Genomic DNA, 25,034 nt, shown 5'->3' on the forward strand with positions numbered 1-25,034 from the left:
AGGGGTGTCAACTCGACGAAAAGCGTGTCGAGTTGACACCCCTACCTGCATGCAGCAAGAGCTATGGCGCGACTCGTGACGGGACCCCACCGCCCTGACCGCGCGCTAAGGACGGCTCGCCTTCGGCTTCGCGGGGGATTGGGCGCCTATGAGCAGGTTCGTGGGCAGGCTGTGCACGGTTCTGCGTTTGGCAGGACGTAGTGGAAGCAGCAGCTGTTTCGCTTGCGCTTCCAGCCCTCGTTGGTGAAGTGCAGGGTTGAGGCGGAGACGAACGGCTCCAGCTTCTCCGGGAGGATCATCGCGGCGTCGGTTACGCCTGCGTTCTCGTCGCCGAACTGGCGGCCTGCTGCCCACGGGCCGTACTCCAGCATGTCCGTTGCCGCTGCCCAGAGTTGGCGGCGGCCGAAGCGGACCACCTGGCCGAACGAAGCTACGAACTGGGCTGCGTGTGCGGCGTAGCGGGCCCGTAGGAGAGCGGCCAGGGCCGCTTCGTCTGCTACTACGGTGGCTGCCGGGTGGTTTGAGGCCGGGTCGTCTGGGAGGCAGGCGAACTCGTCGCACAGGAGTGCTGTGCCGTTCGGGTGTGGGCGGCCTGCTGTGTTCAGGCGGAACGCCATGTCCGAAGGCTTGAGGGTGGGGACTCGGCGGGCCGTGTGGAAGAGGAGGCCCGCGAGGTAGCCGGGGAGGTGCAGGTACCAACCCATTACGTAGCCGGCCGTTGCGCGGTCGTCGGACTCGCCGTACTGCTCGACCATCCACTCCGCGAGGTCTTTGCGCCACAGGTCGAAGCGCGTGGGCTCGGCCAGCAGGTCCGAACAGATCGTCCAGTCCCCTGCAGGCGTGCCGAACACGATCTCGGTACCGGTCTGCAGGCGGGCGATGGATTCGGCCAGTGGCGTGAGCGCACGCGGGTTCTGCTGTGAGACCCTCGCAGGTACGGTCAACGCGCAAGTCCAATCTCATGCGTATGAGGCTTGCCTAACCTTACCCAAGATCTCTCTCAGTCGCCTCCGCACGTGGGCCCGGTCACAGGAGTATCGCTCAACGGTCGGTTGTTCGCGTTCAGCGGACATCGCCCGATCTGTGGAATCCGTTGCTCCCGACCTGCGTTGATGCTGATGTCAATGTTCTCCGGACGCGGCTTGCCGCTGATGGGAGCCACAGGCCTCGGAACCGCCCACTACAGTGGAGCCACGGTGCCGCGCTCACCAGGGTAGATCGGTGGAGCCGAGGACCGCCGACGCAGCAGTCAGGGAGTGCGAATGTTCGAAAGGTTCACCGACCGCGCGAGGCGGGTGGTTGTTCTTGCCCAAGAAGAGGCAAGGATGCTCAACCACAACTACATCGGCACCGAGCACATCCTCCTGGGTCTGATCCACGAGGGTGAAGGTGTCGCCGCCAAGGCGCTCGAGTCGTTGGGGATTGCGCTGGAGGGCGTCCGCCAGCAGGTCGAAGAGATCATCGGCCAGGGCCAACAGGCTCCGAGTGGACACATCCCCTTCACCCCCCGTGCGAAGAAGGTCCTGGAGCTCTCGCTGCGCGAGGCGCTTCAGCTCGGCCACAACTACATCGGCACCGAGCACATCCTGCTCGGCCTGATCCGCGAGGGCGAGGGCGTCGCAGCCCAGGTCCTCGTGAAGCTCGGGGCCGACCTCAACCGGGTGCGTCAGCAGGTGCTCCAGCTGCTGTCCGGTTACTCCACCGAGAAGGGTGCGGCGGAGTCGACCGGTCGTGGCGAGGGCACGCCGTCTTCCTCCTTGGTCCTCGACCAGTTCGGGCGCAACCTCACGGCCTCGGCCCGTGAAGGCAAGCTCGACCCGGTCATCGGGCGTGCCAAGGAGATCGAGCGGGTCATGCAGGTGCTGTCCCGCCGCACCAAGAACAACCCCGTCCTCATCGGCGAGCCCGGCGTCGGCAAGACCGCCGTCGTCGAGGGGCTGGCGCAGATGGTCGTCAAGGGCGAGGTGCCCGAGACGCTCAAGGACAAGCAGCTCTACACGCTCGACCTCGGCTCGCTGGTCGCGGGCTCGCGCTACCGCGGTGACTTCGAAGAGCGCCTGAAGAAGGTTCTCAAGGAGATCCGCACGCGCGGCGACATCATCCTGTTCATCGACGAGATCCACACCCTCGTCGGCGCGGGTGCCGCCGAAGGCGCGATCGACGCGGCCTCGATCCTCAAGCCGATGCTGGCTCGTGGCGAGCTGCAGACGATCGGTGCCACCACCCTCGACGAGTACCGCAAGCACGTCGAGAAGGACCCCGCGCTGGAGCGTCGCTTCCAGCCGATCCAGGTCGGCGAGCCGTCGCTCGAGCACACCATCGAGATCCTCAAGGGCCTGCGCGACCGGTACGAGGCGCACCACCGCGTCTCGATCACCGACTCGGCGCTGGTCGCGGCCGCCACGCTGGCGGACCGGTACATCAACGACCGGTTCCTGCCGGACAAGGCGATCGACCTCATCGACGAGGCCGGTGCGCGCATGCGCATCCGCCGGATGACCGCGCCGCCAGACCTGCGCGAGTTCGACGAGAAGATCGCGGACGTCCGTCGCGACAAGGAGTCCGCGATCGACGCGCAGGACTTCGAGCGCGCGGCGAAGCTGCGTGACGCGGAGAAGACGCTGCTGGGCCAGAAGGCCGAGCGGGAGAAGCAGTGGAAGGACGGTGACCTGGACGTCGTCGCCGAAGTCGACGACGAGCAGATCGCCGAGGTCCTCGCCAACTGGACCGGCATCCCGGTGTTCAAGCTCACCGAGGAGGAGACCACGCGTCTGCTCCGCATGGAGGACGAGCTGCACAAGCGGATCATCGGCCAGGTCGACGCGGTCAAGGCCGTGTCGAAGGCGATCCGCCGCACCCGCGCCGGTCTGAAGGACCCGAAGCGCCCCTCCGGCTCGTTCATCTTCGCCGGCCCGTCCGGTGTCGGTAAGACCGAGCTCTCGAAGGCGCTGGCGAACTTCCTCTTCGGCGAGGACGACGCGCTCATCCAGATCGACATGGGCGAGTTCCACGACCGGTACACCGCGTCGCGGCTCTTCGGTGCCCCTCCCGGCTACGTCGGCTACGAAGAGGGCGGCCAGCTCACCGAGAAGGTGCGCCGCAAGCCGTTCTCCGTCGTGCTCTTCGACGAGATCGAGAAGGCCCACCAGGAGGTCTACAACACGCTGCTCCAGGTGCTGGAAGACGGCCGCCTGACCGATGGTCAGGGCCGGACGGTGGACTTCAAGAACACCGTCATCATCTTCACGTCGAACCTGGGCACGTCGGACATCAGCAAGGCCGTCGGCCTCGGCTTCACCTCGGGTCAGGACGGTGCGTCCAACTACGAGCGCATGAAGAACAAGGTCAACGACGAGCTGAAGAAGCACTTCCGGCCCGAGTTCCTCAACCGCATCGACGACATCATCGTCTTCCACCAGCTGACCCAGGACGAGATCATCAGGATGGTGGACCTGATGATCGCCCGCGTCGAGCAGCAGTTGAAGAACAAGGACATGGCGATCGAGCTGACCGACAGGGCCAAGTCCCTGCTCGCGAAGCGCGGTTTCGACCCGGTCCTGGGTGCCCGCCCGCTGCGCAGGACGATCCAGCGCGAGATCGAGGACACCCTGTCGGAGAAGATCCTGTTCGGCGAGCTTCAGCCGGGCCAGATCATCATCACCGACGTCGAGGGCTGGGACGGCGAGTCGGACCAGCACGACAAGGCGAAGTTCGTGTTCCGCGGAGAGGCCAAGCCGAACCGCGTGCCGGACGCCCCGCCCGTCGAGCTCGCGGCGCCCGCGGCCATCGAGCCGCAGGACGCTCCGGCGACCGAGTCCGAGTGATCTAGGCAGCACGTGAGAACGGCCCCCAGGCTTCCGGCCTGGGGGCCGTTCTCGTCTGTCGCCTGAGTCACCCGAATACCTCGATTCGCCCGTTTCGCCGCGAACCGGAAACTCCTCCTGCCACCATGTCCTCCGCTCGCGTGATCTTGCGCGGCGAGTGTCCAGGAGGAGGTCCCTGTGCCGTCGGCGGCGTTCGAGCAGTTGGTTGCTCAGTTCGAGCGGTTCCAGTCCCAGATGCAGCGCGTTGACCAGCAGTTCGCGAAGGTCGGCGAGATGCAGCAGCAACTCACCGAACTGGAAGCGGTCGCCACCTCGGCCGACCGCGCCGTGACGGTGGTGGCCGGTCCGTCCGGCAGCATCAAGGACATCCGGCTCACCGATCAGGCGATGCGCCGCCCACCGCACGCGCTCGCCGCCGAACTGATGTCGACGCTGCAGAAGGCCGTCGCCGAGGCCGCCCGTCGCCAGGCGGGCATCGTCGAGGGCGCGATCGGCGACGACATGAAGCTGTCCGACCAGGTTCTCGAAACCCAGGCGCAGCTCTTCGGAATGTCCAAAGAGGAACTTCGGGCCGTCACCTCCGAAGAAGCCCGCCCTGTCGCTCCGGCTCCACCAGCACGCCCGCCGATGCCGTTCGCGCCACCGGCGCCTCAGCCTCCGAGCGCCGCTCCGGTCCGTCCGCCGGTCCCGCCGCGCAGGCCCGCGCCAGAGCCGCACGACGACTTCTCCGACCAGAACATCATGCGCGGCAACGCTTGGGACGACAGGTCGCAGCCGCCGCCCGCCGCTCCGTCCACAAAGGATGGCAAGTTCCTGAACCTCTACGACGACGAGGACGGCCGGTGAGCGGGTTCAGCGTCAACCCCGAGGAGCTGCGGCAGTACGCCGACAAGCTCCAGGATCATCGCGGTTTCGCGGGTGAGGTCACCGGCCTGGTCGACAAGTCCGACGTCGGTGACAAGTCGTGGGGCGTGGTCGGAATCTTCGTGAAGCAGCAGTATGCGGAGATGCTCGGTGATCTCAAGGACACGCTCACCGCGATGACCGAAGGGCTGGACTCCGGCGCGGAGAAGTTCCGCGGCACCGCCCAGGGCTATGCGGACCAGGAAGCGGCGCTGCAGAAGCTGCTCGACGGCATCCAGGTCGAGAGGGGCTAGGCCGGCATGGCGGAACAGGACTACACGGCCGGCAGCGGCGACACCCAGGTCAAGGTCACCGTCGGGGAGAAGACCCTCGGGCAGAAGGCCGAGGAGAACGCCCCGATCTGGGGCAACTTCGTCAAGGCCAAGGAGGCCGCGGGAAAGACGGGCGACACCGGAGGCGTGGCCGGACTGACCTCCGAAGGCAGCGCGCTGGTCACGTCGGTCGTCGAGTTCGGCCAGGGCATGGTGACGGACCCGATCGGCTGGCTCGTGGGGCAGGGTCTCAACTTCCTGATCAGCGTGGTGCAGCCGCTGGAGGACGCGATCCACTTCGTCAGCGGTGACGGTCCGGCGTTGCAGCAGGCCGGCGAGAACTTCGGGGCGATCGCCCAGGGCATCTCCGACCTCAGCACGAGGTTCACGGAGGACCTGCAGAGCACGGTGACGACCTGGGGCGGCAGCGCCTCGGAGGCCGCCGCGACGAAGCTGGGCGAGTTCGCGCAGGGCATCGACGGGGTCGCGGGCCAGGCGGGGGAACTCGCCGAACTGCTGATGATGTCGTCCATGGTCATGCAGATCATCGAGGACGTCATCAAGGCGATCCTCTCCGAGCTGATCACGTGGCTGATCATGATCTGGATTCCGGCGCTGGCCGCCGCCGTGCCGAGTTGCGGTGCTTCCACGGCCGCCGCGGGTGCCGCGACCGGCGTTCGCGTGGCCTCCACCGCGAGCAGGGTGTCGCGCATCGTCGCGAAGCTGCGTCAGCTGCTGACCAAGATCATGGACTTCCTGCGCAATCTGGCGACCAAGGCGAAGAACCTCGGCACCGGCTTCAAGAAGGCCATGGCGGACAAGAAGGTCCGGAGCCAGGAAGCGACCGACGCGCTGCACGGCAAGACGAAGTGGGAGACGTTCAGGAGCAACCCGCTCACCCGGATGAACAGCCACGAGGGCATCGTCGGCGAGCGAATGAAGCAAGGATTCTGGAAGTCGATGGGCGACGCGGTCGGCAACGAAGCACTCGCTCAGGTGAACCCCGCCCACGAGAAGGGCGCGCGAAACGAGTCCCTGCGACAGCAGGCCGCCGAGTCTCGCGAGACCGGAACCGATCACTCGAAACAGCGCATCGAAGGGTATCTGGACCTCTGATCATGGATCTTCTGAAGCTGTGGGTGACGGACTACCTGCTCAACCCTCTCGTTCTGACCGCCCTTGCCGTCATGATCGTGTTCATGGTCGGGCGGCGCCGGCTCCAGTTCCGCAGCCACGGAAAGGCGCGGGACGAGCAGATCGCCGCGCTGACCCCGTTGGCACAGCGTCTCGGCGGCAAGGTGCTCGGCCCTGACGAGGCGACCATGTGGACGGCCGAGCTGTGCAAGCCGTTCTGGAACGAGTTCTCGATCGCGTTCCGGTCGAAGCGGCAGTTCGACCTGTCGCTGGACTTCCAGCGCGGCCAGTGGCACGTCAGGGTGACCGAGGCGTCGATCCGGTACGACAGCCGCGGTTTTGGAGTGCGCTGGCTGCAGGAGCACCGCATCGAGATCGCCACCGCCCGCCTGGCACCGCTGAAGCTCACACGGCCGAACAAGTACGGACTCAACGGCCAGCCGTTGTCGCCCGGCCGGATCGAGTCCGAGTGGAAGCAGATCGTCGGCAACGAACCGGAAACCGCGAAGCAGGCCGATGCCGAGTGGCTACCGGTGCCGTTGCTGCCGCCCATGGACCAGGAGTTCTCGGCGTACGGCAGTGATCCCGCGGCTGCGGCGAGGGAGCTCAACTTCGACGCGCTGCACTGGCTCATCGACCAGGCGGAGAACCTGCCCAACTGGGCCAGGAGGATGTCGCTGACCTTCGAGTCGGGCTTCGTCTACCTGGTCGCGCCCGACCACGTCCGCCCGGACGACCTGATGGTCGTGGTCGACACGATCTGCGGCCTGCTCGACCGCATGCCCGGCGCGCGGCCCCGGCATCCGGCTGCGACGCTCTGACGGCGGGCTCCTTCCCGTCCTGGGGATCTGGCAGGTTCGTTCTCCGCGGACGCGATCATCGACCTCCTCAGCCTCGTGCCCGGCGGTCAGCGGGGCGTCACGGCGTAGCCCGCCAGCACGACGTCCTCCAGTTCCGGGTCGTCGTCCTCGTACGCGCCCTCGTAGTTGAAGCCGAACAGCGCGCGCAGGGCCGCCTCGGCCAGGTCGAGCGGGTGGAAGCGGAACGGGTACTCGTCGTCCTCGTCCAAGGATTCGAGGAACTCCGGGTCGCCAGCCAGGTACTTCTCCTCGAACGGGAGGGGCGTGCCCACGTCGGCGATCACGCCGCTGTCGGGGGAGAGGCTGTACGCGCGGCGCACCGTGCCGTCCGGCTCCCAGATGGCGTAGGAGAAGAAGTCCACGACGCTGTGCATCGCGTGCAGGTACAGGGTGCGGCCGGCGGCCTCGCGGACGAACCGGTCCGGCAGGTCCGCGTAGGAGTCGTTGGCCGCGTCCCAGGTGCAGATGATCGACAGGCCCTCGAACACGCCGGCGTAGACCTTGCCCTCCGGCGGTTTCGCGTAGTCGAGGGTGCCGTCCTCGATCGGGCGAATGTCGTGGGACGGGTAGAGGCGCTCGACGAAGGCCGCCGTGGCCTCGCGGTCGATCTTCGGCGCTGCCCGCAGCACCTTGCTGACGTCGTCGGATGCGTAGAAGAGCATCCAGTCCTTGGCTCCCATCGGGCCCCCTCTGAGTCGGTTGGAATCAGCATGGCGGAGGGGTCTGACAATTTTCGGCGGGCAACGGGAGCGGGGTGCCGGCCGTCCATTCGGGTGTGAGCACCACACCGGAGACCGACGCGCGTTCGGGCACACTGCACGGCGTGGCCACCACCGAGGTGAAACCGGCCAGGAGCGGGATCGCCACGTTCTTGCTGGTCCTGAGCGCGATCGCGTTCGTCGCGGCGGCGCTGGTCAGGCTGCTCGGCATCGACGGGTCGCGGTACATGATCGCCGCGACGTCGCTGACCCCCTACATCACCGTGCTCGGCCTGCTCATCGGGTTGCTGGCGTTGTTCCGCAAGCGGTGGGTCGTCGGGCTGACGATGACCATCGTGGGAATCGTGCTGGTCGCGAACGTGGCGCCGCGGGCGTTTCCCGACGCGCGGCCCAACGGGGTCGGCCAGCAGGTCAGGCTGATGACCGCGAACCTGCTCACCGGCATCGCGGACGCGCAGTTCATCGTCCAGGAGGTCCGCAGGCGCGGCATCGACATCCTCGCGATGCAGGAACTGACGCCCGACATGGTCCGCGACCTCGAACGGGCCGGGCTGAACCAGCTGCTGCCCAACCGGGTCCTGCTGGACGAGCCGGGCGGTTCCGGCAGCGGGCTCGCCTCGAAGTACCCGCTCACGCGGCGGAACCTGACGCCGCCGGGCACCTTGCAGCAAGCAGGGGCGCTGGTGGACCTGCCGGGCAAGGACATCGAGGTCGTCTCCGTGCACCCGTTGCCGCCGGTGGTCACCGAGGGACCGGAGGCGTGGCAGCGTGAGCTCGCCGGGCTGCCGTCGCCCGACTCGACCGGTGCGATCCGGGTGCTCGCGGGCGACTTCAACGCCACGCTCGACCACGTCGGCCTCACGCGGCTGCTGAACAAGGGCTACGTCGACGCCGCCGACCAGGTCGGCAAGGGTCTGATCCACACCTGGCCCTCCGACAGCGGGTTCTGGCCGCCGCCGGTCACCATCGACCACGTGCTGGTCGACTCGAAGGTCCTGGTGGACACGGTGGACGTGTTCGACCTGCCCGGCAGCGATCACCGGGCCGTCGTCACGCAGTTCGTCGTGCCAAGGCTGTGAGGGCTTCCAAGGCGCCGATCGGCAGCGACACACCTCGGCCGTGCCGCACCGCGGGCTCGCGGACGTTGATCCGGATCAGTGAACCGGAAGCCGCGCTCGCCAGTTCGGCCTGACGCCGCACGGTCGGCACGGCGGTACCGGCACCGATCTCGATCACGGCCGGTTTCCGGTGCGAACGACGCCACTCCGTCAGCGCGTCCAGCTGCTGCTGGCTGCGATGCGGCACCCAGCCCCAGTCGCCGAACATCAGGATGTTGGGCCGCGCCAACCCTCCGCACGACGGGCACGACGGCAACTCGCCCACCGCGCGCATCGTCGACGGATCGACGGTGACGTCGAAGTCGCACTCCCAGATCTCGTCGGTGCACGGTTCCACGCACTGGACGTGGTGGATCGAACCGTGGACCTCGGCGACGTCGGTGAAGCCCGCCTTCTGGAACTGACCGTCCACATTGGACGTGAAGACGCGTGCACCCCACGACCGCAGAACGGCGAAACCCTCGTGCGGCACCGTTTCGCGGTACAGGCCGAGCCGGTGGCCGTAGAAACCCCACGCCAGCGCGGGATCGTCGGCGAAGTGCACGGGATCGGCGATCTCCTCGAACTTCAGCCCGAGGCGCTCGTAGGGCGGATACGCCCGCCAGAAGCCCTCGGTACCGCGGAAGTCCGGGAGTCCGGAGTCGACCCCCATGCCGGCACCGGCGCAGACGAGAACGGCGTCCGCACCGGTGATCAGCTCGGCGGCTTGGTCAAGAGCCTCTTCGATCACTGCTTGGGCTTGCTCCCCAGCACGACCTCGAACTCCAGAAGGTCGGCGCCACTGGACACGGGCCGTGCGCGCTCACCGGAGTGTGCGGCCGCACCGGCCTCGCCATCGCGCCACGCGGTGAAGGCCTCATCGGTCTCCCAGTGCGTGACGACGAAGTAGCGGTCCTCGCCCGCGACCGGGCGCAGGAGCTCGAAGCCGAGGAAGCCGGGCTGGTTGTCGACCGCGCCCAGCCGGGCGGCGAACCGCTTCTCCAGCTCGGGGCCGTTGCCCTCGGGGACCTTGATCGCGTTGATCTTCACGACTGCCATGTCAACCAGCCTAGCGACGAACACCGGCAGGCAGCAGGTACTGATCGTCGGGAATGCCCGAGTCGCGGAACCAGGCCTTGAAGAACCCGTCCAGCGGCTTCCCGGAGGCCTGCTTGAAGTGGTCCTCGAACTCCGGCCAGGTGGCGTTGCCGTCGCGGTGCTGGGCCGTCCACGACTGCAGGGCCTTGAAGAACACGTCGTCGCCGACCGTCTTGCGCAGCGCGTGCATGCCCATGAGGCCCTTGTCGTAGACACCGCGGAACTCGTTGCCCTTGCCCATGTCGTAGAGCTTCGGCGCCCAGAACGACGACCGCTCGCGCCGCTGCTCGACGTTGTCGCGGTAGCGCTGGTCGAGGTCCGTGCCCTCCTTCTCCAGCCACAGCCACTGCGCGTACGACGCCAGGCACTCGTTCAGGCAGATGTCCGCCCAGCTCCTGATCGACACCGAGTCGCCGAACCACTGGTGGGCGTTCTCGTGCACGACCGTCTCCAGGTCCGCCCACGCCGCGTAGATCGGCCGGGTCTGGGTCTCCAGCGAGAACCCGATCTGGTCGGCCACCCAGATGCTGCCCGCCGCGCGCTGCGGGTACGGGCCGAACTTCGTCTCCAGGTACGCGAGGATCTCCGGGCCCTGGGCCTGGATCGGCTTCTTGGCGGCGGACGTGCCGGGGGCGTAGGCGTCGACCACCGGCGTGCCGTTCGGCAGCTGGGAGCGGACCACCTCGAACTTGTCGATCGCCACCGTGGCCAGGTAGGTCGCGAGCGGCGTCTCCTCCGTCCAGTTGAACGTCGTCCAGCCGCCGTCGCGCGTCACCGGGCCCTCGAGGCCGTTCGAGATCGCCGTCCAGCCGTCGGGGACGCGGGCCGCGATCTTCAGCGCCGCCTTGTCGCGCGGGGTGTCGTTGGCCGGGAACCACGTCGTGGCCGAGCGCGGCTGACCTGCGGCGAACGCACCGCCGGTGGACGAGACCTGCCAGCCGCTGCGGCCCAGCGAGGCGTCGTCGATCGTCGTGGGCTTGCCGCCGTAGGTGACGACGGCGGTGAACGGCTTGCCCTTCGCGAGCGGGGAGGAGGGCGTGATCACGAGTTCGTGGTCGCCCTCCTGCGCGAACTTCGCCGGCTGGCCGCCGACCTTCACCTCGCTGACCTTCAGGCCTTCGAGGTCGAGGTTGAAGCGGGACAGGTCGGACGTGGCGGTCGCGGTCACGGACGCGACGCCGTCGAGCTGCTTGGACCCCGGGTCGTAGGTGATCGCGAGGTCGTAGAGCGTGACGTCGTAACCGCTGTTGCCGTCCGTCGGGTAGTACGGGTCGCCGGCGCCCGCACCGGCCTCCACCGCCGCCTCCGGTGACGTCTCCTGTTGCTTCGCCGGGTCGTTGCTCGGCGTTCTGAACACGACGAGCAGACCTGCGACGAGCACGATCAACACCAGGGCGATCAGGTACGGGCGGGCCTTCATGCGTTAATCATCCCTGTGTCGGTGGTGGAGTTCGGCGGAACGGGTCAAGGCGTACTGCTCCTGCACGGTCTGATGAGCAGGGCCACCGCCTGGTGGCCGGTCGCGCAGTGGCTCAAGCCGTTCGGCCGCGTGGTCGGGATCGACCAGCGCGGGCACGGCCGGAACCCGCGGCGGGGACCGTTTCGCACCGAGGACTTCGTCGCCGACGCCGCTGCCGCCATCGAGGACCTGGACCTCGGGCCCGCCGTGGTGATCGGGCACTCCATGGGCGGGCTGCACGCGTGGTGTCTCGCGGCGGCCCGACCGGACCTGGTGCGCGCGATTGTGGTCGAGGACTTCGCCCCGGACAACAGGGGCAGGACGATCGACGAGTGGAAGTGGCTCTTCGACGCCTGGCCGGTGCCCTTCCAGTCGCTCGGGCACGTGACGTCGTACTTCGGCTCGCCAGTGTTCGCCGAGTACTTCGAGGAACGCGACGACGGCTGGCACCTGATCGCCGAGATGGACGACCTCTACGAGATCGCGGGCCACTGGGGCACGCGCGCGTACTGGGACTTCATCGACGCCGTGCGGTGCCCGTCGCTCGTCATCGAGGCGGGCAAGGGCGGTCAACTGCCGAACCAGATGGAAGACGCGGCACGGCGTTCAGGAGGCCGGTACCTCTACGTCGAAGAGGCCGGCCACGTCGTGCACGCCACGGCGCCGTGGGTCTACCGAGGTGCTGTGGAGGCCTTCTTGAGCACGTCGATCTCGCCGGTCTGAGTGTCGACGACCGACACCTCGCGGACCTTCGCGCGGATCGGCTCGACCGGGAACACCTTGGCGAACGCGGCCTTCGTCTGGTCGTCGTCGAGGCCCTGGACGAGGGTGCAGTGGGGAATCCAGTTGCCGGGGAGGTAGTAGGCGCTGGGGTTCTTGACCTTGCCGGCGAGCACGTCGTGAATGGCCGAGTGGACCGCGAGCAGCTCGCTGTCGACCACCGCGCCGAGCATCAGCACGTTCTCGGTGGTGGAGAACGTGCCGAGGGTGTGCAGCCACAGGTCCGGCATCCACAGCCGTTCGAGGTCCTCGCGCAGCTCCTTGCGGACCTTGGGGCCGATGGTGGTCGCGGCGGCGTAGGTCAGGTGGGGAATGCCGGATCGTTCAACACCCAGATTGTTCAACAATCCGACGATCCTACGTTCGGCGTCGGCGTCGAAGTAGGCGACCAGGGCGTGCATCAGATCGTCCCCTTGTTGGATTGTTGAACAATCCTGTCGTGGGATTGTTCAACAATCCCTTCACCTGGCAGGTGGAAGAGGCCGTCGTCGGATTGTTCAACAAGTCCATCGCTCAACAAGGACACAAGGCACTTCTCGCGTTGCGTCACGTCGTTCCAGACGACGTCGAGCTGGATCTTGGGCACCGGTCCGGGCGCGCCCCGCAGCACGTCGAGCAGCTTGCCCCGGACCTGACGGTCGGTGCCGGCGAACTTCTGCACCTTCTTCTCCGGCCCCGCGTAGGCCGGTCGGCCGTTCCGCTGCCACGCGCACTCGGCGAACAACGGGCAGTCGGCGCACTTCTGGTTCTTCGCCGTGCAGATCAACGCCCCGAGCTCCATCAACGCCGCCGAGAACACGGCGGCGTCCTCCTGCGACGAGGGCAGGATCGCCTCGACGTCGCGGAGATCGCGCTTGGTCGACGGCGGCCCGGCGTCACCGGCTCCGTGCACGGCCCGGGCGACCACGCGCCGGACGTTCGTGTCGACGACAGCGCACTTCTGCCCGTACGCGAACGTGGCCACGGCACGAGCCGTGTAGCTGCCGATGCCGGGCAACGACTCCAGCGTCTCGATGTCCGACGGCACCACGTCACCGTGGTCGCGCGCGATGGCGGTGGCGGCCTCGTGCAGCCGCATGGCACGACGGGGGTAGCCGAGCTTGCCCCACATCCGCAGCACCTCGCCCTGCGACGACGCGGCCATCGCGGACGGCACGGGCCAGCGCGCCAGCCACTCGTGCCAGATCGGCTCGACGCGGGAGACCGGCGTCTGCTGCAACATGATCTCGCTGACCAGCACGCCCCAGGCGGTGCACGACGGACGGCGCCACGGCAGGTCGCGGGCGGTGGTGTCCCACCAGCCCAACAGCAACTCGTGATTCATCGCCTGCCATTGTCGCGCAACGAAAAGGCCCCCCGAAGGGGGCCCTTCCCAACGAACGTCAGGCGGCGGCGGTCTCGGCCGCGTCGACCTCGCGCAGCTCACCGGTGTGCACGTCGTAGACGAACCCGCGGATCTTGTCCGTGTGCGGGATGAACGCGCTGTGACGCAGCCGGGCCATCGACCCGCGCACGCTCTGCTCGACGACCTTGAACGCCTCGACGGCCCAGGTCGGGCGCAGACCGGTGTCGGCCTCCAGCTCGTCCTTGAAGTCGTCCTCGGTCACCATCTCGAGGCCGCAGTTCGTGTGGTGCACGAGCAGCACCTCGCGCGTGCCGAGCTTGCGCTGGCTCAGCGCGAGCGACCGGATGGCGTCGTCGGTGACGACCCCTCCGGCGTTGCGCAGCACGTGCGCCTCACCCTGCTTCAACCCGAAGATCTCGAACACCCGGATGCGCGAGTCCATGCAGGTCAGAATCGCCACCTGCAGGGACGGCTTCGCGGACGAGCGATCTCCTGGAACCACGTTCCCGAGCTCGTAGTTCCGCTTGAGCAGTTCGTCGATCGCGGTCATGTGACACACCTCCATGGCCTACCGGCGGACCCCACGTCGATTGGAACCGGAGTTAGCGCACGTTCACAAGGGGTTTCCGCTCAATATCACGTTCACCGGATCGAGCGACGCTCGCCTACGCCTGGATCAGACCTGGTCGGGCTACGTTCGGGCCGTGATCGAGCCCACAGGTCCGCTGCCGCCCACGGTGTACTGGCGCCGCCGCCTCGCCGCGATCGGGGCAGCGCTGGTCACACTCCTGCTGATCATCTGGATCGTCGGGATGTTCGGCTCGGACGCGGAGACCGCCCAGCCCACGAACGCGGCCGCGGCGTCGTCCTCGAACCCGCCGCCGAGCATGTCCGAGAGCCCGGCGGCCGCGTCGTCCTCCTCGACGACCCCGCCGCCCTCGCCGACGGAGACCACGCCACCGCCCCCGCCTCCCGGGCCGCCGCAGCCGTGCCCCGACGACGTGATCGGGGTCGTGGCGAAGGCCAACAAGCCCTTCTACACCATCGGTGACCAGCCGGAACTGTCCATGGACATCGTCAACACCGGGCCGGTGCCGTGCATCAGGGACATCGGGCGCCAGCACCGCGAGCTGAACGTGCTGACCGCGGACGGCGCGACCGTGCTGTGGTCGAGCAACCACTGCCTGTCCGCCGTGGGCAACGAGGTGCGCGTGATGCAGCCCAAGGAAGCCTTCAACTACGGCACGAAGTGGGCGGGCTCTACTTCGCAGCCGGGCTGCGGCGCGCACACGAAGGTCGGCCCCGGCGACTACCTGCTGGTGGCGAAGCTGGCCGGGAAGGCCAGCTCACCCGTCGTCTTCAGACTGGAGCACTAGGCCTCACGGCCCGAACCAACGCTCCTCGGCACCACCGCGCGGCGCCGCCGACGTGTTGCCGATGATCAGCTCGGTCGCGAGGTTCACCGACCGCGGCCGCGTGCGCTCGTTCGTGTCGAGCAGCAGCTTGCCCGCCGCCCGGCCCTTCTCCAGCACCGGCTGACGGACCGTCGTGAGCCCGGCCTCCTCGCCGGCGCGGATGCCGTCGAACCCGGTCACCGTGATGTCGTGCGGCACGCGCAGGCCACGGCGGGCGGCCTCGGTCATCGCGCCCAGCGCCAGCACGTCCGAGGTGCAGATCAGGGCGGTGATCTGCGGGTCGCGGTCGAGGACCTGGGCCGCGCCGGACGCGCCGGAGGCCATGTTGTGGTCGAAGCGCTCGACCACGGGCACCTGCGACCAGTCGACGCCGGCCTCGCTGAACGCCTCGGCCAGGCCCGACAGGCGGTTGCGCTGCACGTGGAAGTGCGCGGCGTGCTGGCGGTCCGGTGTCACGAAGCCGTCGTTGCGGTCACGTGCGAGACGCATGCACACGACGCCGATGCGGCGGTGGCCCAGCCCGATCAGGTGCTTCGCGAGCTCGTACATCGCGCCGCGGTCGTCGATACCGACGCGGTCCACGGTGCCGAGGTCCGGCTGGTCGCAGACGACGGTGGGCACCGGGCGTTCCAGCACGGCGGCGAGGTGCGGGTCGTCGTCCGGCACCGAGTAGACGACGAAGCCGTCGACACCGGCTCGGTGGACGGACGCCACGTCCTCGCGTTCGGGGTTCGCGGGCACCAGCAGCAGACCGGTTCCGGCGTCCTCGCACGCGAGCGCGAGGCCCTCCAGGAACCCGATCGCTGCGGGGTCGCGGAACGCGTAGGAGAGGTTCTCGGTGAGCAACAGGCCCACCGCCCCGGCCTTGCGCGTGCGCAACGAGCGCGCCACAGGATCCGGGCCGGGATAACCCAGCCTTCGGGCCGTGTCCAACACCCGCCGACGCAGCTCGGGCGAGAGCTGGTCGGGCCGGTTGTACGCGTTGGACACCGTTGTCCGGGAAACGCCCAGCTCAGCGGCCAGAGAGGCCAACGTTGCCGGACGTCGCACATGCATCGACCGCGCCATGAAAGGACCGTAACGGTTCAGAACCAATTCGTGAAGTCAGGGTGACCTGCGTCCCTCAAATGACGCATCCGCGCTGGTTGACCCATCTGCCTTGTTCAGAAGTTGGTCCAGACCAATTAGGTCAATCGGTCATCTCACTTCGGAGGCGCAGACGATTCCCTCGCGACGAGCCGCGGCCGGAACACGCGGGTGTAGTTGTCGGTCCCCTGCCTGCGGCGATCCGGATCCAGGCGCAGGACGAGCTCGTCGATCGCGGCCGCCGCCATCTCCTCGATCGGCTGGGCGAGCGTGGTCAAAGCGGGCGAAGAATAGGCAGCCAACGGGATGTCGTCGAACCCGACCACCGACAGCTCTCCGGGTACCGAGATCCCTCGTTGGTGCGCCTCGCGCATGACGCCGAGCGCCATGTGGTCGGACGAGCAGATCACCGCTGTGGGCGTCACCGTGTCCAGCAGCTGCGCCACGGCCTGACCGCCGCCCTCCGCGCTGAACGGCGCGTGCGCGACGTACTCCGAACCCGCCGGCAGGTGGTTCTCCTCCAGCGCGGCGGCCCAGCCGGCTCGCTTCAGCCGCGACGGCAGCGAGCGCGCCGGACCCGAGACGAACCCGATCCGTTCGTGGCCCAGTTCGATCAGGTGCTTGGTGGCCATGTAGCCCGCGAGCTGCTCGTCCACGGTCACGTCGGGCACGTCCAGCGCGGGCGTGGCACCGTTCAGGAAGACCATGTGGACGCCGTCCGCCAGGAGCTTCGCGTAGTAGCTCGGGCGGGGCGCCTGACCGAGCGGCACCTCGACGTTGGTGATCTCCGGTGACACGAACACCATGCCCTCGACCCCGCGGGCCAGGAGCATCCGGACGTACTCCTCCTCGCCCATCGGGGCGCCGCTGCGGGTGTTGCACAGCAGCGACGAGTAGCCCAGGCGCGCGGCCCGCGTCTCCAGGGCCTCGGCGAACGCCGGGAAGACCGGGTTCGAGAGCTCCGGCACCAGCAGGCCGATCACGCCGGTGCGTTGCAAGGCGCCCAGTCCGCGCGGGGTGTACGGCATCTCCGCGAGCACCGACAGCACGCGCTGCCGGGTCTCCTCGTTCACACCTGCGCGCCTGTTGAGGACTCGACTGACAGTGGAGATGGACACCCCGGCTGCCCTGGCGATCTCGGACAGTCCGGACACGTTGCCTCCCAGCTCAGATCAGGTTTGACGCAAGCCTGCCGTGTTAGGAAAAAATTTGCAACGAGCGTTTGCAAGACAGGGCCGTTACGGCTTGGTTACGGTCGACGTCTTGACCTGACCATGGTTCTGGTAGTGAAATCGCCCGCAACATTCTCGCAAAACCTTGCAAGACCCTTGTCTCACTCGGAGACGAGGCCCCAGCTGGAGGGAACGGCAGCAACGATGCGACGGACAACCCTCGTGACCGCCATGGCGACGGGTGTCGCCCTCGTGCTCACCGCCTGCGGAAGCGGTGGATCGAGCAGCAACAGCGGAACCGACTCGGGCGAAGTGACCTTCTGGGACACCAGCGGTCCCAACGAGAGCCCGGTCTTCAAGAAGATCGCCGAAGGCTGCGCCACGAAGGACGGCTACAAGGTCAAGGTTGAGACGCAGGCGTTCGACGGCGCGCTCAACAACTACAAGACCGCCGCTCAGGGTGGTCAGGGCCCCGACGTCTTCCGCTCCGAGGTCGCGTGGGTGCCGCAGCTCGCGAAGCTGAGCTACGTCGCGGATCTGTCCGACACGGACCTCGCGAAGGACACCTCCGACTTCCTGGACGCCCCGCTGGGCTCCACGAAGTACGAGGGCAAGACCTACGCCGTGCCGCAGGTGACCGACTCGCTCGCGTTGCTCTACAACAAGAAGAAGCTCGCCGACGCCGGTGTCGAGGCGCCGAAGACGTGGGACGAGCTCAAGGCGGCCGCCGCCAAGCTGGGCGGCGAGAAGTCGTTCTTCCTCAACAACGACGCGTACTACGCGCTGCCGTTCATCTACGGCGAGGGCGGCGACCTGGTCGACGCGTCCGCCAAGAAGATCGTCGTGAACTCCGCGCAGAACGTGAAGGCGCTGGAGACCGCGAAGGGCCTGCTCGACGCCAAGGCCGCCACCACGGCGCTCGACGCGACGAACTCCTACTCGAACATGCAGGCCGCGTTCTCGTCCGGTGAGGCCGCCATGGTCATCAACGGTCCGTGGGCCGTCGCCGACTACCTCAAGGGCGCCGCGTTCACCGACCCGGCGAACCTCGGCATCGCCGCCGTCCCCGGCCCGTCCGCGGGCAAGGGCAGCGCTCCGGTGGGTGGCCACGACTACGTGATCCGCCAGGGCACCAAGGCGAAGCAGTCGTCGATCAAGTTCATCACCTGCATGGCGTCGGTCGAGTCGCAGGCGACCATCGCCAAGGAACTGGGCCTGCTGCCGACCCGCAAGTCGGCCTACCAGAACGCCGACGTCAAGAGCAACGCCGTCGTCGCCGCGTTCGAGCCGGTCACGAAGGTCGCGCACGAGCGTCCGTGGATCCCCGAGGGCGGCGAGCTGTTCGACCCGCTGAAGGTCGGCTACGCGGACTTCCTGGCCGGCAAGAAGGACGCCAAGACCGCCCTTGACGACGTCGCGAAGGCGTACAAGGAGAAGGTCGTCACCGAGTACTCGATCGGCTGATTGTGTTGAACGGCCGGGGTTCGCGCCCCGGCCGTTCGCCGGAAGGGGAGTCTCGGTGCGTCGGTTCCTGGACAGGTACTGGTACGCGTATGCGATGGTGCTGCCGGTCGTGGTGGTCATCGCGGTGTTGGTGCTCTACCCGCTCGCCCAGGGCGTGTTCTTCACCTTCACGAACATCAACGAAGGCAACATCGCCAACCCGATCCTCGATCGGCCCGCGACCTACGACGCGGTGGGGTTCAAGAACTACCTCAACGTCCTGTCGGGCGGAGAGTCGTACGGCGCGTTCTGGGGCACGCTGGTCCGCACGCTGATCTGGACGTTCTCGTGCGTGTTCTTCCACTACACGCTCGGTCTCGGCCTGGCGATGCTGCTGAACCGTCAGGTGAAGGGCCGCACCTTCTACCGCGTGCTGCTGATCCTGCCGTGGGCCGTGCCCGGATTCATCAGCGCGTTCGCGTGGAAGTACATGTTCAACGCGCAGTACGGGATCATCAACCAGCTCCTGCGCTCGGTCGGCCTGCCGGACCCGGTGTGGCTCGGCCAGTCGAACTGGGCGCTGGTGTCGGTGATCATCGTGAACGTCTGGCTCGGCGTGCCGTTCATGATGGTGGCGCTTCTCGGTGGCCTGCAGTCGATTCCGGGCGACCTCTACGAGGCGGCCGAGATCGACGGCGCCACGTCGTGGCAGCGGTTCCGGCACGTCACGTTGCCGGGTCTGCGTTCCGTGTCGTCGACGGTGGTTCTGCTGGGCGTCATCTGGACGTTCAACATGTTCCCGGTGATCTACCTGATCGCCGGTCCGAACCCGAACGCCCGGATCCTGGTCACCTACGCGTTCGAGCGCTTCTTCTCCGGCGCGTCCCGTGACTACGCCATCGCGTCGACCTACGGCGTGCTGATCCTTTCGGTGCTGTTGGTGTTCGCCACGATCTACCGGCGTGCACTGCGCAAGCAGGGCGAGGTGTGGTGATGACGCTTGATGCTTCGTCTTTGAAGATGGTGCAGGCCGCCGGTCCGGTCCGCCGTCGTTCCGATCGCTCTCGCGGTGCCTCGATCGCGTTGCACGCCACGCTGATCGTCGCGTCGGTCATCGCGGTGTTCCCGGTCTTCTGGGTGTTCGTCACCTCGCTGAAGCCGGACGCCCGTGCGGTCGAGCCGACCCCGAAGCTGTTCAACGAGTCCTCTTTGGACAACTACACCCGCGTGCTGGCGGGGGAGAAGGGCGACTTCCTCGCCTGGTTCGGCAACTCCGTGGTGATCGCGCTGATGACGACGGTGATCGGCGTCTTCATCTCGGCCACCGCCGGGTACGCGGCGTCGCGGTTCCGGTTCCCCGGCAAGCGCGGCCTGATGATGTCGTTCCTGCTCGTGCAGATGTTCCCGTTCGCGGTGCTGATCGTGCCGCTGTACAACATCCTGATCGCGTTGGGGCTCAACGGAACGTCGTTCGGCCTCGTGCTGGTCTACTGCACGACCGCGGTCCCGTTCTGCACCTACATGTTGAAGGGCTACTTCGACACGGTGCCGGCGGACATCGACGAGGCCGGGCGCGTGGACGGGCTGTCGCCGTTCGGCGTGTTCTGGCGGCTGATCATGCCGCTGGCCAAGCCGGGCCTCGCCGTCACGTCGTTCTACGCGTTCCTGACGGCCTGGGGTGAGGTGGCGTTCGCGTCCGCCTTCCTGTCCGCCGCGGACGAGTCGAAGACGCTGGCGGTCGGGCTGCAGGTGTTCGTGCAGCAGAACAGGACGGAGTGGGGGCACCTCGCCGCCGCGTCCATCCTGGTGGCGATTCCCGCGATCGTCGTGTTCTACCTGGTGCAGAAGTTCCTGGTGCAGGGCCTCGCGTCCGGCGCCGTCAAGGGCTGACGGTCTACCGCACCGGCCGATACCGCACGTCCACCTCCGAGTGGGGGTCCGCGGTGTCGAGCCGGTGCAGGTGGATCGGCGCTCCGCCGGGGTTGTCGTAGAGCCTGAGGCCGTCGCCCAGCAGCACGGGTGCGATGTGCAGGGCGATCTCGTCGAGCAGTCCGCGCTCGATCAGCTGGCGGGCGATGGTCGGCGAGAACACCTCGAGGTCCTTGCCGTCCGCGGCCTCCAGCCCGATCTGCACCGCCTCGGCCACGTCGCAGGTCAGGAACGTGACCCCGTCGTGGGGCGTCGCGTCCTCCGGGTGGTGGGTCAGGATGAAGAGCTTCCCCACGAACTGGCCGCCGTACGCGGTACTCGGGTCGGGGAACTGGTCCCAGCCCTTCCGGCCGCCGAGGATGGCGCCGGTGCGTTCGGCGTAGCTGTTGACGAGCTCAGGCTGGTCGGTCGTGTGGGCCAGCCAGCCGAAGCCGTTGTCCACATCGGCCACGAAGCCGTCCAGTGACATCGAGAAGTGCACTCGCACGTTGCCCATCGGTCCCCTCCAGCGTTCGGGTGTGCAGAGGTGGACCGGGGCACCGCGGAGAACTCATCGGTCCTTCCGGAACGGAAGCGCTTACGTTGTGCCGCCGCGAAACGTAAGCGCTTACGTCTGTTCCCGTAAGCGCTTGCAATGCATAACGTCGCGCCCAGACAAGCGGTGAAAGGTGCGTCACATGGCAGAGGTGTCCTACGTCAAGGCTTCGCGGATCTTCTCCGGCAACCCGCCGGTGCGGGCCGTCGACGAGCTCTCCCTCGAGGTGAGCGACGGCGAGTTCCTGGTGCTGGTCGGTCCGTCCGGTTCCGGCAAGTCGACGGCGCTGCGCATGCTCGCCGGCCTGGAGGACATCGACGAGGGCGCCATCAACATCGGTGGCAAGGACGTCACGAACGTGCCGCCGAAGGGCCGGGACATCGCGATGGTGTTCCAGTCGTACGCGCTGTACCCGCACATGACCGTCGCGGAGAACATGGGCTTCGCGCTCAAGCTGCGCGGTGTGCCGAAGACCGAGATCAAGGCGAAGGTCGAAGAGGCCGCCAAGATGCTCGACCTCCAGAAGTACCTGGAGCGCAAGCCGAAGGCGCTGTCCGGTGGTCAGCGTCAGCGCGTCGCCATGGGCCGCGCCATCGTGCGTGAGCCCTCCGTGTTCCTCATGGACGAGCCGCTGTCCAACCTGGACGCCAAGCTGCGCGTCGAGACGCGTGCGAACATCGCCGCCCTCCAGCAGCGTCTCGGCACCACCACGATCTACGTCACGCACGACCAGGTCGAGGCCATGACGATGGGTCACCGCGTCGCGGTGCTCAAGGACGGCCTGCTGCAGCAGTGCGACACGCCTCGCGCGCTGTACGACCGCCCGGCCAACGCGTTCGTCGCGGGCTTCATCGGCTCGCCCGCCATGAACCTCAAGACCGTGCCGATCTCGGCCGAGGGCGCGAAGCTCGACGGCATCATCGTGCCGCTGACCCGTTCCGCGCTCGACGCCGCCGGTGGTCTGGACGAGGTCACCTTCGGCATCCGGCCCGAGGCGCTCGGCATCGTGCCGTCGAGCGAAGAGGGCATGGACATGACGGTCGAGCTGGTCGAGGAGCTCGGCGCCGACGCGCTCGTGCACGGTGCGGTGAAGATCGGTGAGGCCTCGCAGCGCTTCGTCGTCCGCGTCGACGGCCGCACGCCGCCGACCCTGGGCCAGCACGTCAAGGTGGCCGTCCGCGACACCACCGAGATCCACCTGTTCCACCCCGAGTCGGGCGAGCGCCTGGAGGCGTGAGTCACACTCCGAAAAGCCCCCGGCAGTCACGCCGGGGGTTTTTTCGTGTCGTAAGATGAACTCGACAACGGTTTCCATTACCTGATCGAGGGACGGCGTGATGACTCTCCGCAACGCTCTGGTCGGCGCTCTCGCCGTCGTGAGCCTGGCCGCCTGCGGCACGACCACGCCGTCTTCCGACAGCGGCAAGATCCAGGTCGTCGCCTCCACCAACGTGTGGGGCAGCGTCATCAAGGCGGTCGGCGGTGACGAGGTCGAGGTCAAGGCCCTGCTGGACGACCCGAGCGCCGACCCGCACTCGTACGAGAGCAAGCCGGCGGACGCGGCGCTGGTCAAGGACGCCAAGCTGGTCGTGTTCAACGGCGGCGGCTACGACGACTTCTTCGCCAAGCTGATCACCAGCGACGCCACCAAGAAGGTCGAGGCGTTCCCGCTGCGCGACAACCACGCGGAGCCGCAGACCGGCACGCCCGACGCCGACGGTCACGACCACAGCGTCAACGAGCACGTCTGGTACGACCTGCACACCGTCCAGGCGGTGGCCGAGGCCGCGGCCAACGAGCTGGGTGCCCTCGCGCCGGAGAAGAAGACGACGTTCGAGAAGAACACGGCGGACTTCACGGCCAAGCTCGAGGAGCTGGAGAAGAAGGTCGCCGGCATCGGCAAGGGCCGCAAGGTCGTCGCCACCGAGCCCATCGCGCACTACCTGATCGACGAGACCGGCGCCGAGGACGTGACGCCCGAGGCGTTCAGCAAGGCGATCGAGGAGGAGTCGGACGTGCCGGCCGCCGCCCTCGCTTCGATGAACCAGCTGGTCGAGTCCAAGCAGGTCAACGCTCTGATCAACAACACCCAGACCGAGAACCAGGTCACCAGGGGCCTCGTCGAGAAGGCGAAGGCGGCGAGCGTTCCCGTCGTCGCGGTCACCGAGACGTTGCCCGAGGGCGTGACCGGCTACCTTGACTGGATGAGCAAGCAGGTTGACGCGCTCACGCAGGCGCTCAAGGCATGACCGCTATCTCGCTGCGCGGGGCGCGGCTGTCCTACGGGGACAGAGTGCTGTGGGACGGGCTCGACCTCGACGTCGAACCCGGTGAGTTCCTCGCGGTCCTGGGGCCGAACGGCTCCGGCAAGACCAGCCTGATGCGCGTGCTGCTCGGACTGCAGCCGCTGTCCTCCGGCACGGTCTCGATCGCCGGCGGCAACCACGCCATCGGGTACATCCCGCAGCAGCGAGCGCTCGACCAGTCCATGACGTTGCGGGGCCGCGATCTCGTCTCGCTGGGCCTCGACGGCCACCGCTGGGGTCTTGGGCTGAGGGGCCGTCGTGAACGCCGTGTGCGCGTCGACGCGGCCATCGAGTCGGTGGGCGGGTCGGCGTACGCGGACTCGCCGGTCGGGTTGTTGTCCGGTGGGGAGCAGCAACGGCTGCGCGTCGCCCAGGCACTCGTCGGAAACCCGACGGTGATGCTCTGCGACGAACCGTTGCTGTCGCTGGACCTCGCGAACCAGCGGGTGGTGTCCGAGCTGATCGACAAGCGGCGCCGTGAGGCCGACACGGCGGTTTTGTTCGTCACGCACGAGCTGAATCCTGTGCTGCCGTTGGTGGATCGGGTGCTGTACCTGGTCGGCGGGCGCTTCCGGGTCGGGACGCCTGAAGAGGTCATGAACTCCCGCACGCTGTCCGAGCTGTACCGCACGCCCGTCGAGGTCGTGCGGGTGCGCGACCAGATCCTCGTGGTCGGCGCCGGTGCTTGCGAGGAGCAGACGCACCACCTGTCGGCGGAGGCCGTTTCGTGACGTTCTTCGACCTGCTTGAACTTGACTTCGTGCAGACGGCGTTGATCGCTGCCGCGGTGTTGGGGCTTGTGGCCGGTGTTCTTGGGCCGCTTGTTGTTACGCGCAAGATGGCCTTTGCGGTGCACGGGACCAGTGAGCTTGCGTTTACCGGTGGTGCGGCGGCCTTGCTGCTCGGTGTCAGCGTCGGGTACGGCGCGCTGGCCGGGTCGATTCTGGCCGCTGTGCTGCTGGGGGTGTTGTCGCGGCGGGAGAGTGACCGGGACTCCGTGATCGGGGCGATCCTGGCGTTCGGGCTCGGCATGGGGATCTTGATGCTCGCGCTCTACAAAGGGCGTGCGTCCAACAAGTTCGGGCTGTTGACCGGGCAGATCGTGGGAGTGGACTCCACTGATCTGAACCTGTTGGTGGTGTCGTCTGTTGCTGTGCTGGCTGTGTTGGCTTTGATCTATCGGCCGTTGTTCTTCGCCTCGGTGGACCCGGATGTGGCTGTCTCGCGCGGGGTTCCGGTGCGGGCGCTGTCTGTGGTGTTCGCTGTGCTGGTGGGTGTTGCCACGGCGTTGTCGGTGCAGGTTGTCGGGGCGTTGCTGGTGCTGGCGTTGATGATCACGCCTGCCGCTGCTGCCATGCGGGTGACGGCTTCGCCGTTGCGGGCCACGGTTTTGTCCGTGGTGTTCGCTGAGGTTGCTGCTGTTGGTGGGATTTTGTTGTCGTTGCAGCCTGGGTTGCCGGTTTCTGCTCTGGTTACGGCGGTTAGCTTTGTGATCTACCTGGTTTGTCGTGGGGTTGGGGCTGTTCAGCGTCGGTCGGCTTGAGTCCTGATCTGCCGGCTGCTTCCTGGGGCTCCGCCCCAGACCCCGCCAATCTGATCAAAAGCCGGGGTCTACGCCATGCGCGGGTTGATGGCACGCCTGTTGCTTTGGGCGGAG

General features: G+C 67.5%; 26 protein-coding genes. 15 read left to right on the top strand and 11 right to left on the bottom strand.

The window, feature by feature from the left end; translation table 11 throughout:
- Positions 1 to 146 precede the first annotated feature (146 nt).
- Positions 147 to 944 carry a (2Fe-2S)-binding protein gene (locus ACH413_RS47700; RefSeq protein WP_360049138.1) on the bottom strand — a complete coding sequence of 266 codons (798 nt, stop codon included), beginning with the start codon at positions 942 to 944 and terminating at the stop codon, positions 147 to 149.
- Positions 945 to 1,262: 318 nt separating this feature from the next.
- Between ACH413_RS47700 and ACH413_RS47705 the strand changes: the two genes are divergently transcribed.
- The 5 genes from ACH413_RS47705 (at position 1,263) to ACH413_RS47725 (ending at position 6,954) form a co-directional block, all read left to right on the top strand.
- On the top strand, positions 1,263 to 3,824 hold the full coding sequence (locus tag ACH413_RS47705) for an ATP-dependent Clp protease ATP-binding subunit (protein WP_360049136.1): 2,562 nt from the start codon (positions 1,263 to 1,265) through the stop codon (positions 3,822 to 3,824).
- Between the two features lie 234 nt (positions 3,825 to 4,058).
- The gene (locus ACH413_RS47710; protein ID WP_360049142.1) at positions 4,059 to 4,670 is read left to right on the top strand and encodes a YbaB/EbfC family nucleoid-associated protein; all 612 of its coding nucleotides are present in this window, start codon (positions 4,059 to 4,061) and stop codon (positions 4,668 to 4,670) included.
- Positions 4,667 to 4,981 carry an ESX-1 secretion-associated protein gene (locus ACH413_RS47715; protein WP_360049135.1) on the top strand — a complete coding sequence of 105 codons (315 nt, stop codon included), beginning with the start codon at positions 4,667 to 4,669 and terminating at the stop codon, positions 4,979 to 4,981. Before ACH413_RS47710 ends, ACH413_RS47715 begins: the two co-directional genes overlap by 4 nt.
- Before the next feature lie 6 nt (positions 4,982 to 4,987).
- On the top strand, positions 4,988 to 6,115 hold the full coding sequence (locus ACH413_RS47720) for a WXG100 family type VII secretion target (RefSeq protein WP_360049134.1): 1,128 nt from the start codon (positions 4,988 to 4,990) through the stop codon (positions 6,113 to 6,115).
- 2 nt (positions 6,116 to 6,117) lie between these two features.
- Positions 6,118 to 6,954, top strand: a complete 837-nt coding sequence (locus ACH413_RS47725; RefSeq protein WP_360049133.1) for a hypothetical protein — start codon at positions 6,118 to 6,120, stop codon at positions 6,952 to 6,954.
- An 86-nt stretch (positions 6,955 to 7,040) separates the two neighbouring features.
- Here the strand turns inward: ACH413_RS47725 and ACH413_RS47730 are convergent, their stop codons facing one another.
- Positions 7,041 to 7,673, bottom strand: a complete 633-nt coding sequence (locus ACH413_RS47730; RefSeq protein ID WP_360049132.1) for a DUF6928 family protein — start codon at positions 7,671 to 7,673, stop codon at positions 7,041 to 7,043.
- Positions 7,674 to 7,768: 95 nt separating this feature from the next.
- Here ACH413_RS47730 and ACH413_RS47735 point away from each other — a divergent pair, with 95 nt between their 5' ends.
- Complete coding sequence (locus tag ACH413_RS47735) at positions 7,769 to 8,791, top strand: endonuclease/exonuclease/phosphatase family protein (RefSeq protein ID WP_360049131.1); 1,023 nt, start codon at positions 7,769 to 7,771, stop codon at positions 8,789 to 8,791.
- Here the strand turns inward: ACH413_RS47735 and ACH413_RS47740 are convergent.
- From ACH413_RS47740 to ACH413_RS47750, 3 genes are read right to left on the bottom strand one after another with little or no spacing between them, the layout of a single operon-like run.
- Entirely contained in the window at positions 8,763 to 9,557 is a 795-nt protein-coding gene (locus ACH413_RS47740; RefSeq protein WP_360049141.1) for a Sir2 family NAD-dependent protein deacetylase, read from the bottom strand. The genes ACH413_RS47735 and ACH413_RS47740 overlap by 29 nt on opposite strands.
- Positions 9,557 to 9,868 (bottom strand): antibiotic biosynthesis monooxygenase, encoded by a 312-nt coding sequence (locus tag ACH413_RS47745; protein WP_030480510.1) that lies wholly within the window; start codon positions 9,866 to 9,868, stop codon positions 9,557 to 9,559. Before ACH413_RS47745 ends, ACH413_RS47740 begins: the two co-directional genes overlap by 1 nt.
- A 10-nt stretch (positions 9,869 to 9,878) precedes the next feature.
- Positions 9,879 to 11,327: a M1 family metallopeptidase gene (locus ACH413_RS47750; protein WP_360049129.1), complete on the bottom strand. Its 1,449-nt coding sequence runs from the start codon at positions 11,325 to 11,327 to the stop codon at positions 9,879 to 9,881.
- A 15-nt stretch (positions 11,328 to 11,342) separates the two neighbouring features.
- Here ACH413_RS47750 and ACH413_RS47755 point away from each other — a divergent pair, with 15 nt between their 5' ends.
- Positions 11,343 to 12,089, top strand: a complete 747-nt coding sequence (locus ACH413_RS47755; protein ID WP_360049127.1) for an alpha/beta hydrolase — start codon at positions 11,343 to 11,345, stop codon at positions 12,087 to 12,089.
- On the opposite strand, the gene ACH413_RS47760 is transcribed toward ACH413_RS47755, so the two are convergent.
- From ACH413_RS47760 to ACH413_RS47770, 3 genes are read right to left on the bottom strand one after another with little or no spacing between them, the layout of a single operon-like run.
- Positions 12,038 to 12,547 carry a 2'-5' RNA ligase family protein gene (locus ACH413_RS47760; protein ID WP_360049126.1) on the bottom strand — a complete coding sequence of 170 codons (510 nt, stop codon included), beginning with the start codon at positions 12,545 to 12,547 and terminating at the stop codon, positions 12,038 to 12,040. The two genes, ACH413_RS47755 and ACH413_RS47760, sit on opposite strands and share 52 nt — an antisense overlap.
- Positions 12,547 to 13,470 (bottom strand): A/G-specific adenine glycosylase, encoded by a 924-nt coding sequence (locus ACH413_RS47765; protein ID WP_360049125.1) that lies wholly within the window; start codon positions 13,468 to 13,470, stop codon positions 12,547 to 12,549. Before ACH413_RS47765 ends, ACH413_RS47760 begins: the two co-directional genes overlap by 1 nt.
- Positions 13,471 to 13,528: 58 nt before the next feature.
- Positions 13,529 to 14,041, bottom strand: coding sequence for a carbonic anhydrase (locus ACH413_RS47770; RefSeq protein ID WP_090069953.1), 513 nt, complete (start codon positions 14,039 to 14,041; stop codon positions 13,529 to 13,531).
- A 154-nt stretch (positions 14,042 to 14,195) separates the two neighbouring features.
- Here ACH413_RS47770 and ACH413_RS47775 point away from each other — a divergent pair, with 154 nt between their 5' ends.
- Positions 14,196 to 14,867: a hypothetical protein gene (locus ACH413_RS47775; protein WP_360049124.1), complete on the top strand. Its 672-nt coding sequence runs from the start codon at positions 14,196 to 14,198 to the stop codon at positions 14,865 to 14,867.
- A 3-nt stretch (positions 14,868 to 14,870) separates the two neighbouring features.
- Here ACH413_RS47775 and ACH413_RS47780 read toward each other — a convergent pair whose 3' ends face one another.
- Complete coding sequence (locus tag ACH413_RS47780; protein ID WP_093596028.1) at positions 14,871 to 15,974, bottom strand: LacI family DNA-binding transcriptional regulator; 1,104 nt, start codon at positions 15,972 to 15,974, stop codon at positions 14,871 to 14,873.
- 134 nt (positions 15,975 to 16,108) lie between these two features.
- A complete protein-coding gene (locus ACH413_RS47785; RefSeq protein ID WP_093594115.1) occupies positions 16,109 to 17,146 on the bottom strand; it encodes a LacI family DNA-binding transcriptional regulator in 1,038 nt (345 codons plus the stop codon).
- Between the two features lie 222 nt (positions 17,147 to 17,368).
- On the opposite strand from ACH413_RS47785, the gene ACH413_RS47790 reads away from it, so the two are divergent.
- The 3 genes from ACH413_RS47790 to ACH413_RS47800 are packed head-to-tail and all read left to right on the top strand — an operon-like array spanning position 17,369 to position 20,497.
- Positions 17,369 to 18,628: an extracellular solute-binding protein gene (locus tag ACH413_RS47790; RefSeq protein ID WP_360049122.1), complete on the top strand. Its 1,260-nt coding sequence runs from the start codon at positions 17,369 to 17,371 to the stop codon at positions 18,626 to 18,628.
- A gap of 55 nt (positions 18,629 to 18,683) precedes the next feature.
- On the top strand, positions 18,684 to 19,601 hold the full coding sequence (locus ACH413_RS47795) for a carbohydrate ABC transporter permease (protein WP_396426245.1): 918 nt from the start codon (positions 18,684 to 18,686) through the stop codon (positions 19,599 to 19,601).
- Positions 19,601 to 20,497, top strand: coding sequence for a carbohydrate ABC transporter permease (locus ACH413_RS47800; RefSeq protein ID WP_360049120.1), 897 nt, complete (start codon positions 19,601 to 19,603; stop codon positions 20,495 to 20,497). Before ACH413_RS47795 ends, ACH413_RS47800 begins: the two co-directional genes overlap by 1 nt.
- A gap of 4 nt (positions 20,498 to 20,501) precedes the next feature.
- Here the strand turns inward: ACH413_RS47800 and ACH413_RS47805 are convergent, their stop codons facing one another.
- Positions 20,502 to 21,032, bottom strand: coding sequence for a dihydrofolate reductase family protein (locus tag ACH413_RS47805; RefSeq protein ID WP_360049119.1), 531 nt, complete (start codon positions 21,030 to 21,032; stop codon positions 20,502 to 20,504).
- Positions 21,033 to 21,213: 181 nt separating this feature from the next.
- Between ACH413_RS47805 and ACH413_RS47810 the strand changes: the two genes are divergently transcribed.
- The 4 genes from ACH413_RS47810 to ACH413_RS47825 all read left to right on the top strand — a co-directional run bounded on the left by ACH413_RS47810 (position 21,214) and on the right by ACH413_RS47825 (position 24,920).
- On the top strand, positions 21,214 to 22,308 hold the full coding sequence (locus tag ACH413_RS47810; RefSeq protein ID WP_360049118.1) for a sn-glycerol-3-phosphate ABC transporter ATP-binding protein UgpC: 1,095 nt from the start codon (positions 21,214 to 21,216) through the stop codon (positions 22,306 to 22,308).
- Positions 22,309 to 22,408: 100 nt separating this feature from the next.
- A complete protein-coding gene (locus ACH413_RS47815) occupies positions 22,409 to 23,320 on the top strand; it encodes a metal ABC transporter solute-binding protein, Zn/Mn family (RefSeq protein ID WP_360049116.1) in 912 nt (303 codons plus the stop codon).
- The gene (locus ACH413_RS47820) at positions 23,317 to 24,108 is read left to right on the top strand and encodes a metal ABC transporter ATP-binding protein (RefSeq protein WP_360049115.1); all 792 of its coding nucleotides are present in this window, start codon (positions 23,317 to 23,319) and stop codon (positions 24,106 to 24,108) included. The genes ACH413_RS47815 and ACH413_RS47820 overlap by 4 nt, the downstream gene beginning before the upstream one ends.
- A complete protein-coding gene (locus ACH413_RS47825) occupies positions 24,105 to 24,920 on the top strand; it encodes a metal ABC transporter permease (RefSeq protein ID WP_360049113.1) in 816 nt (271 codons plus the stop codon). The genes ACH413_RS47820 and ACH413_RS47825 overlap by 4 nt, the downstream gene beginning before the upstream one ends.
- Positions 24,921 to 25,034: the final 114 nt, after the last annotated feature.

Origin of the sequence: Lentzea sp. NPDC020367, assembly GCF_044387305.1 — a bacterium.
In the GTDB taxonomy this organism is placed as follows: Bacteria; Actinomycetota; Actinomycetes; order Mycobacteriales; family Pseudonocardiaceae; genus Lentzea.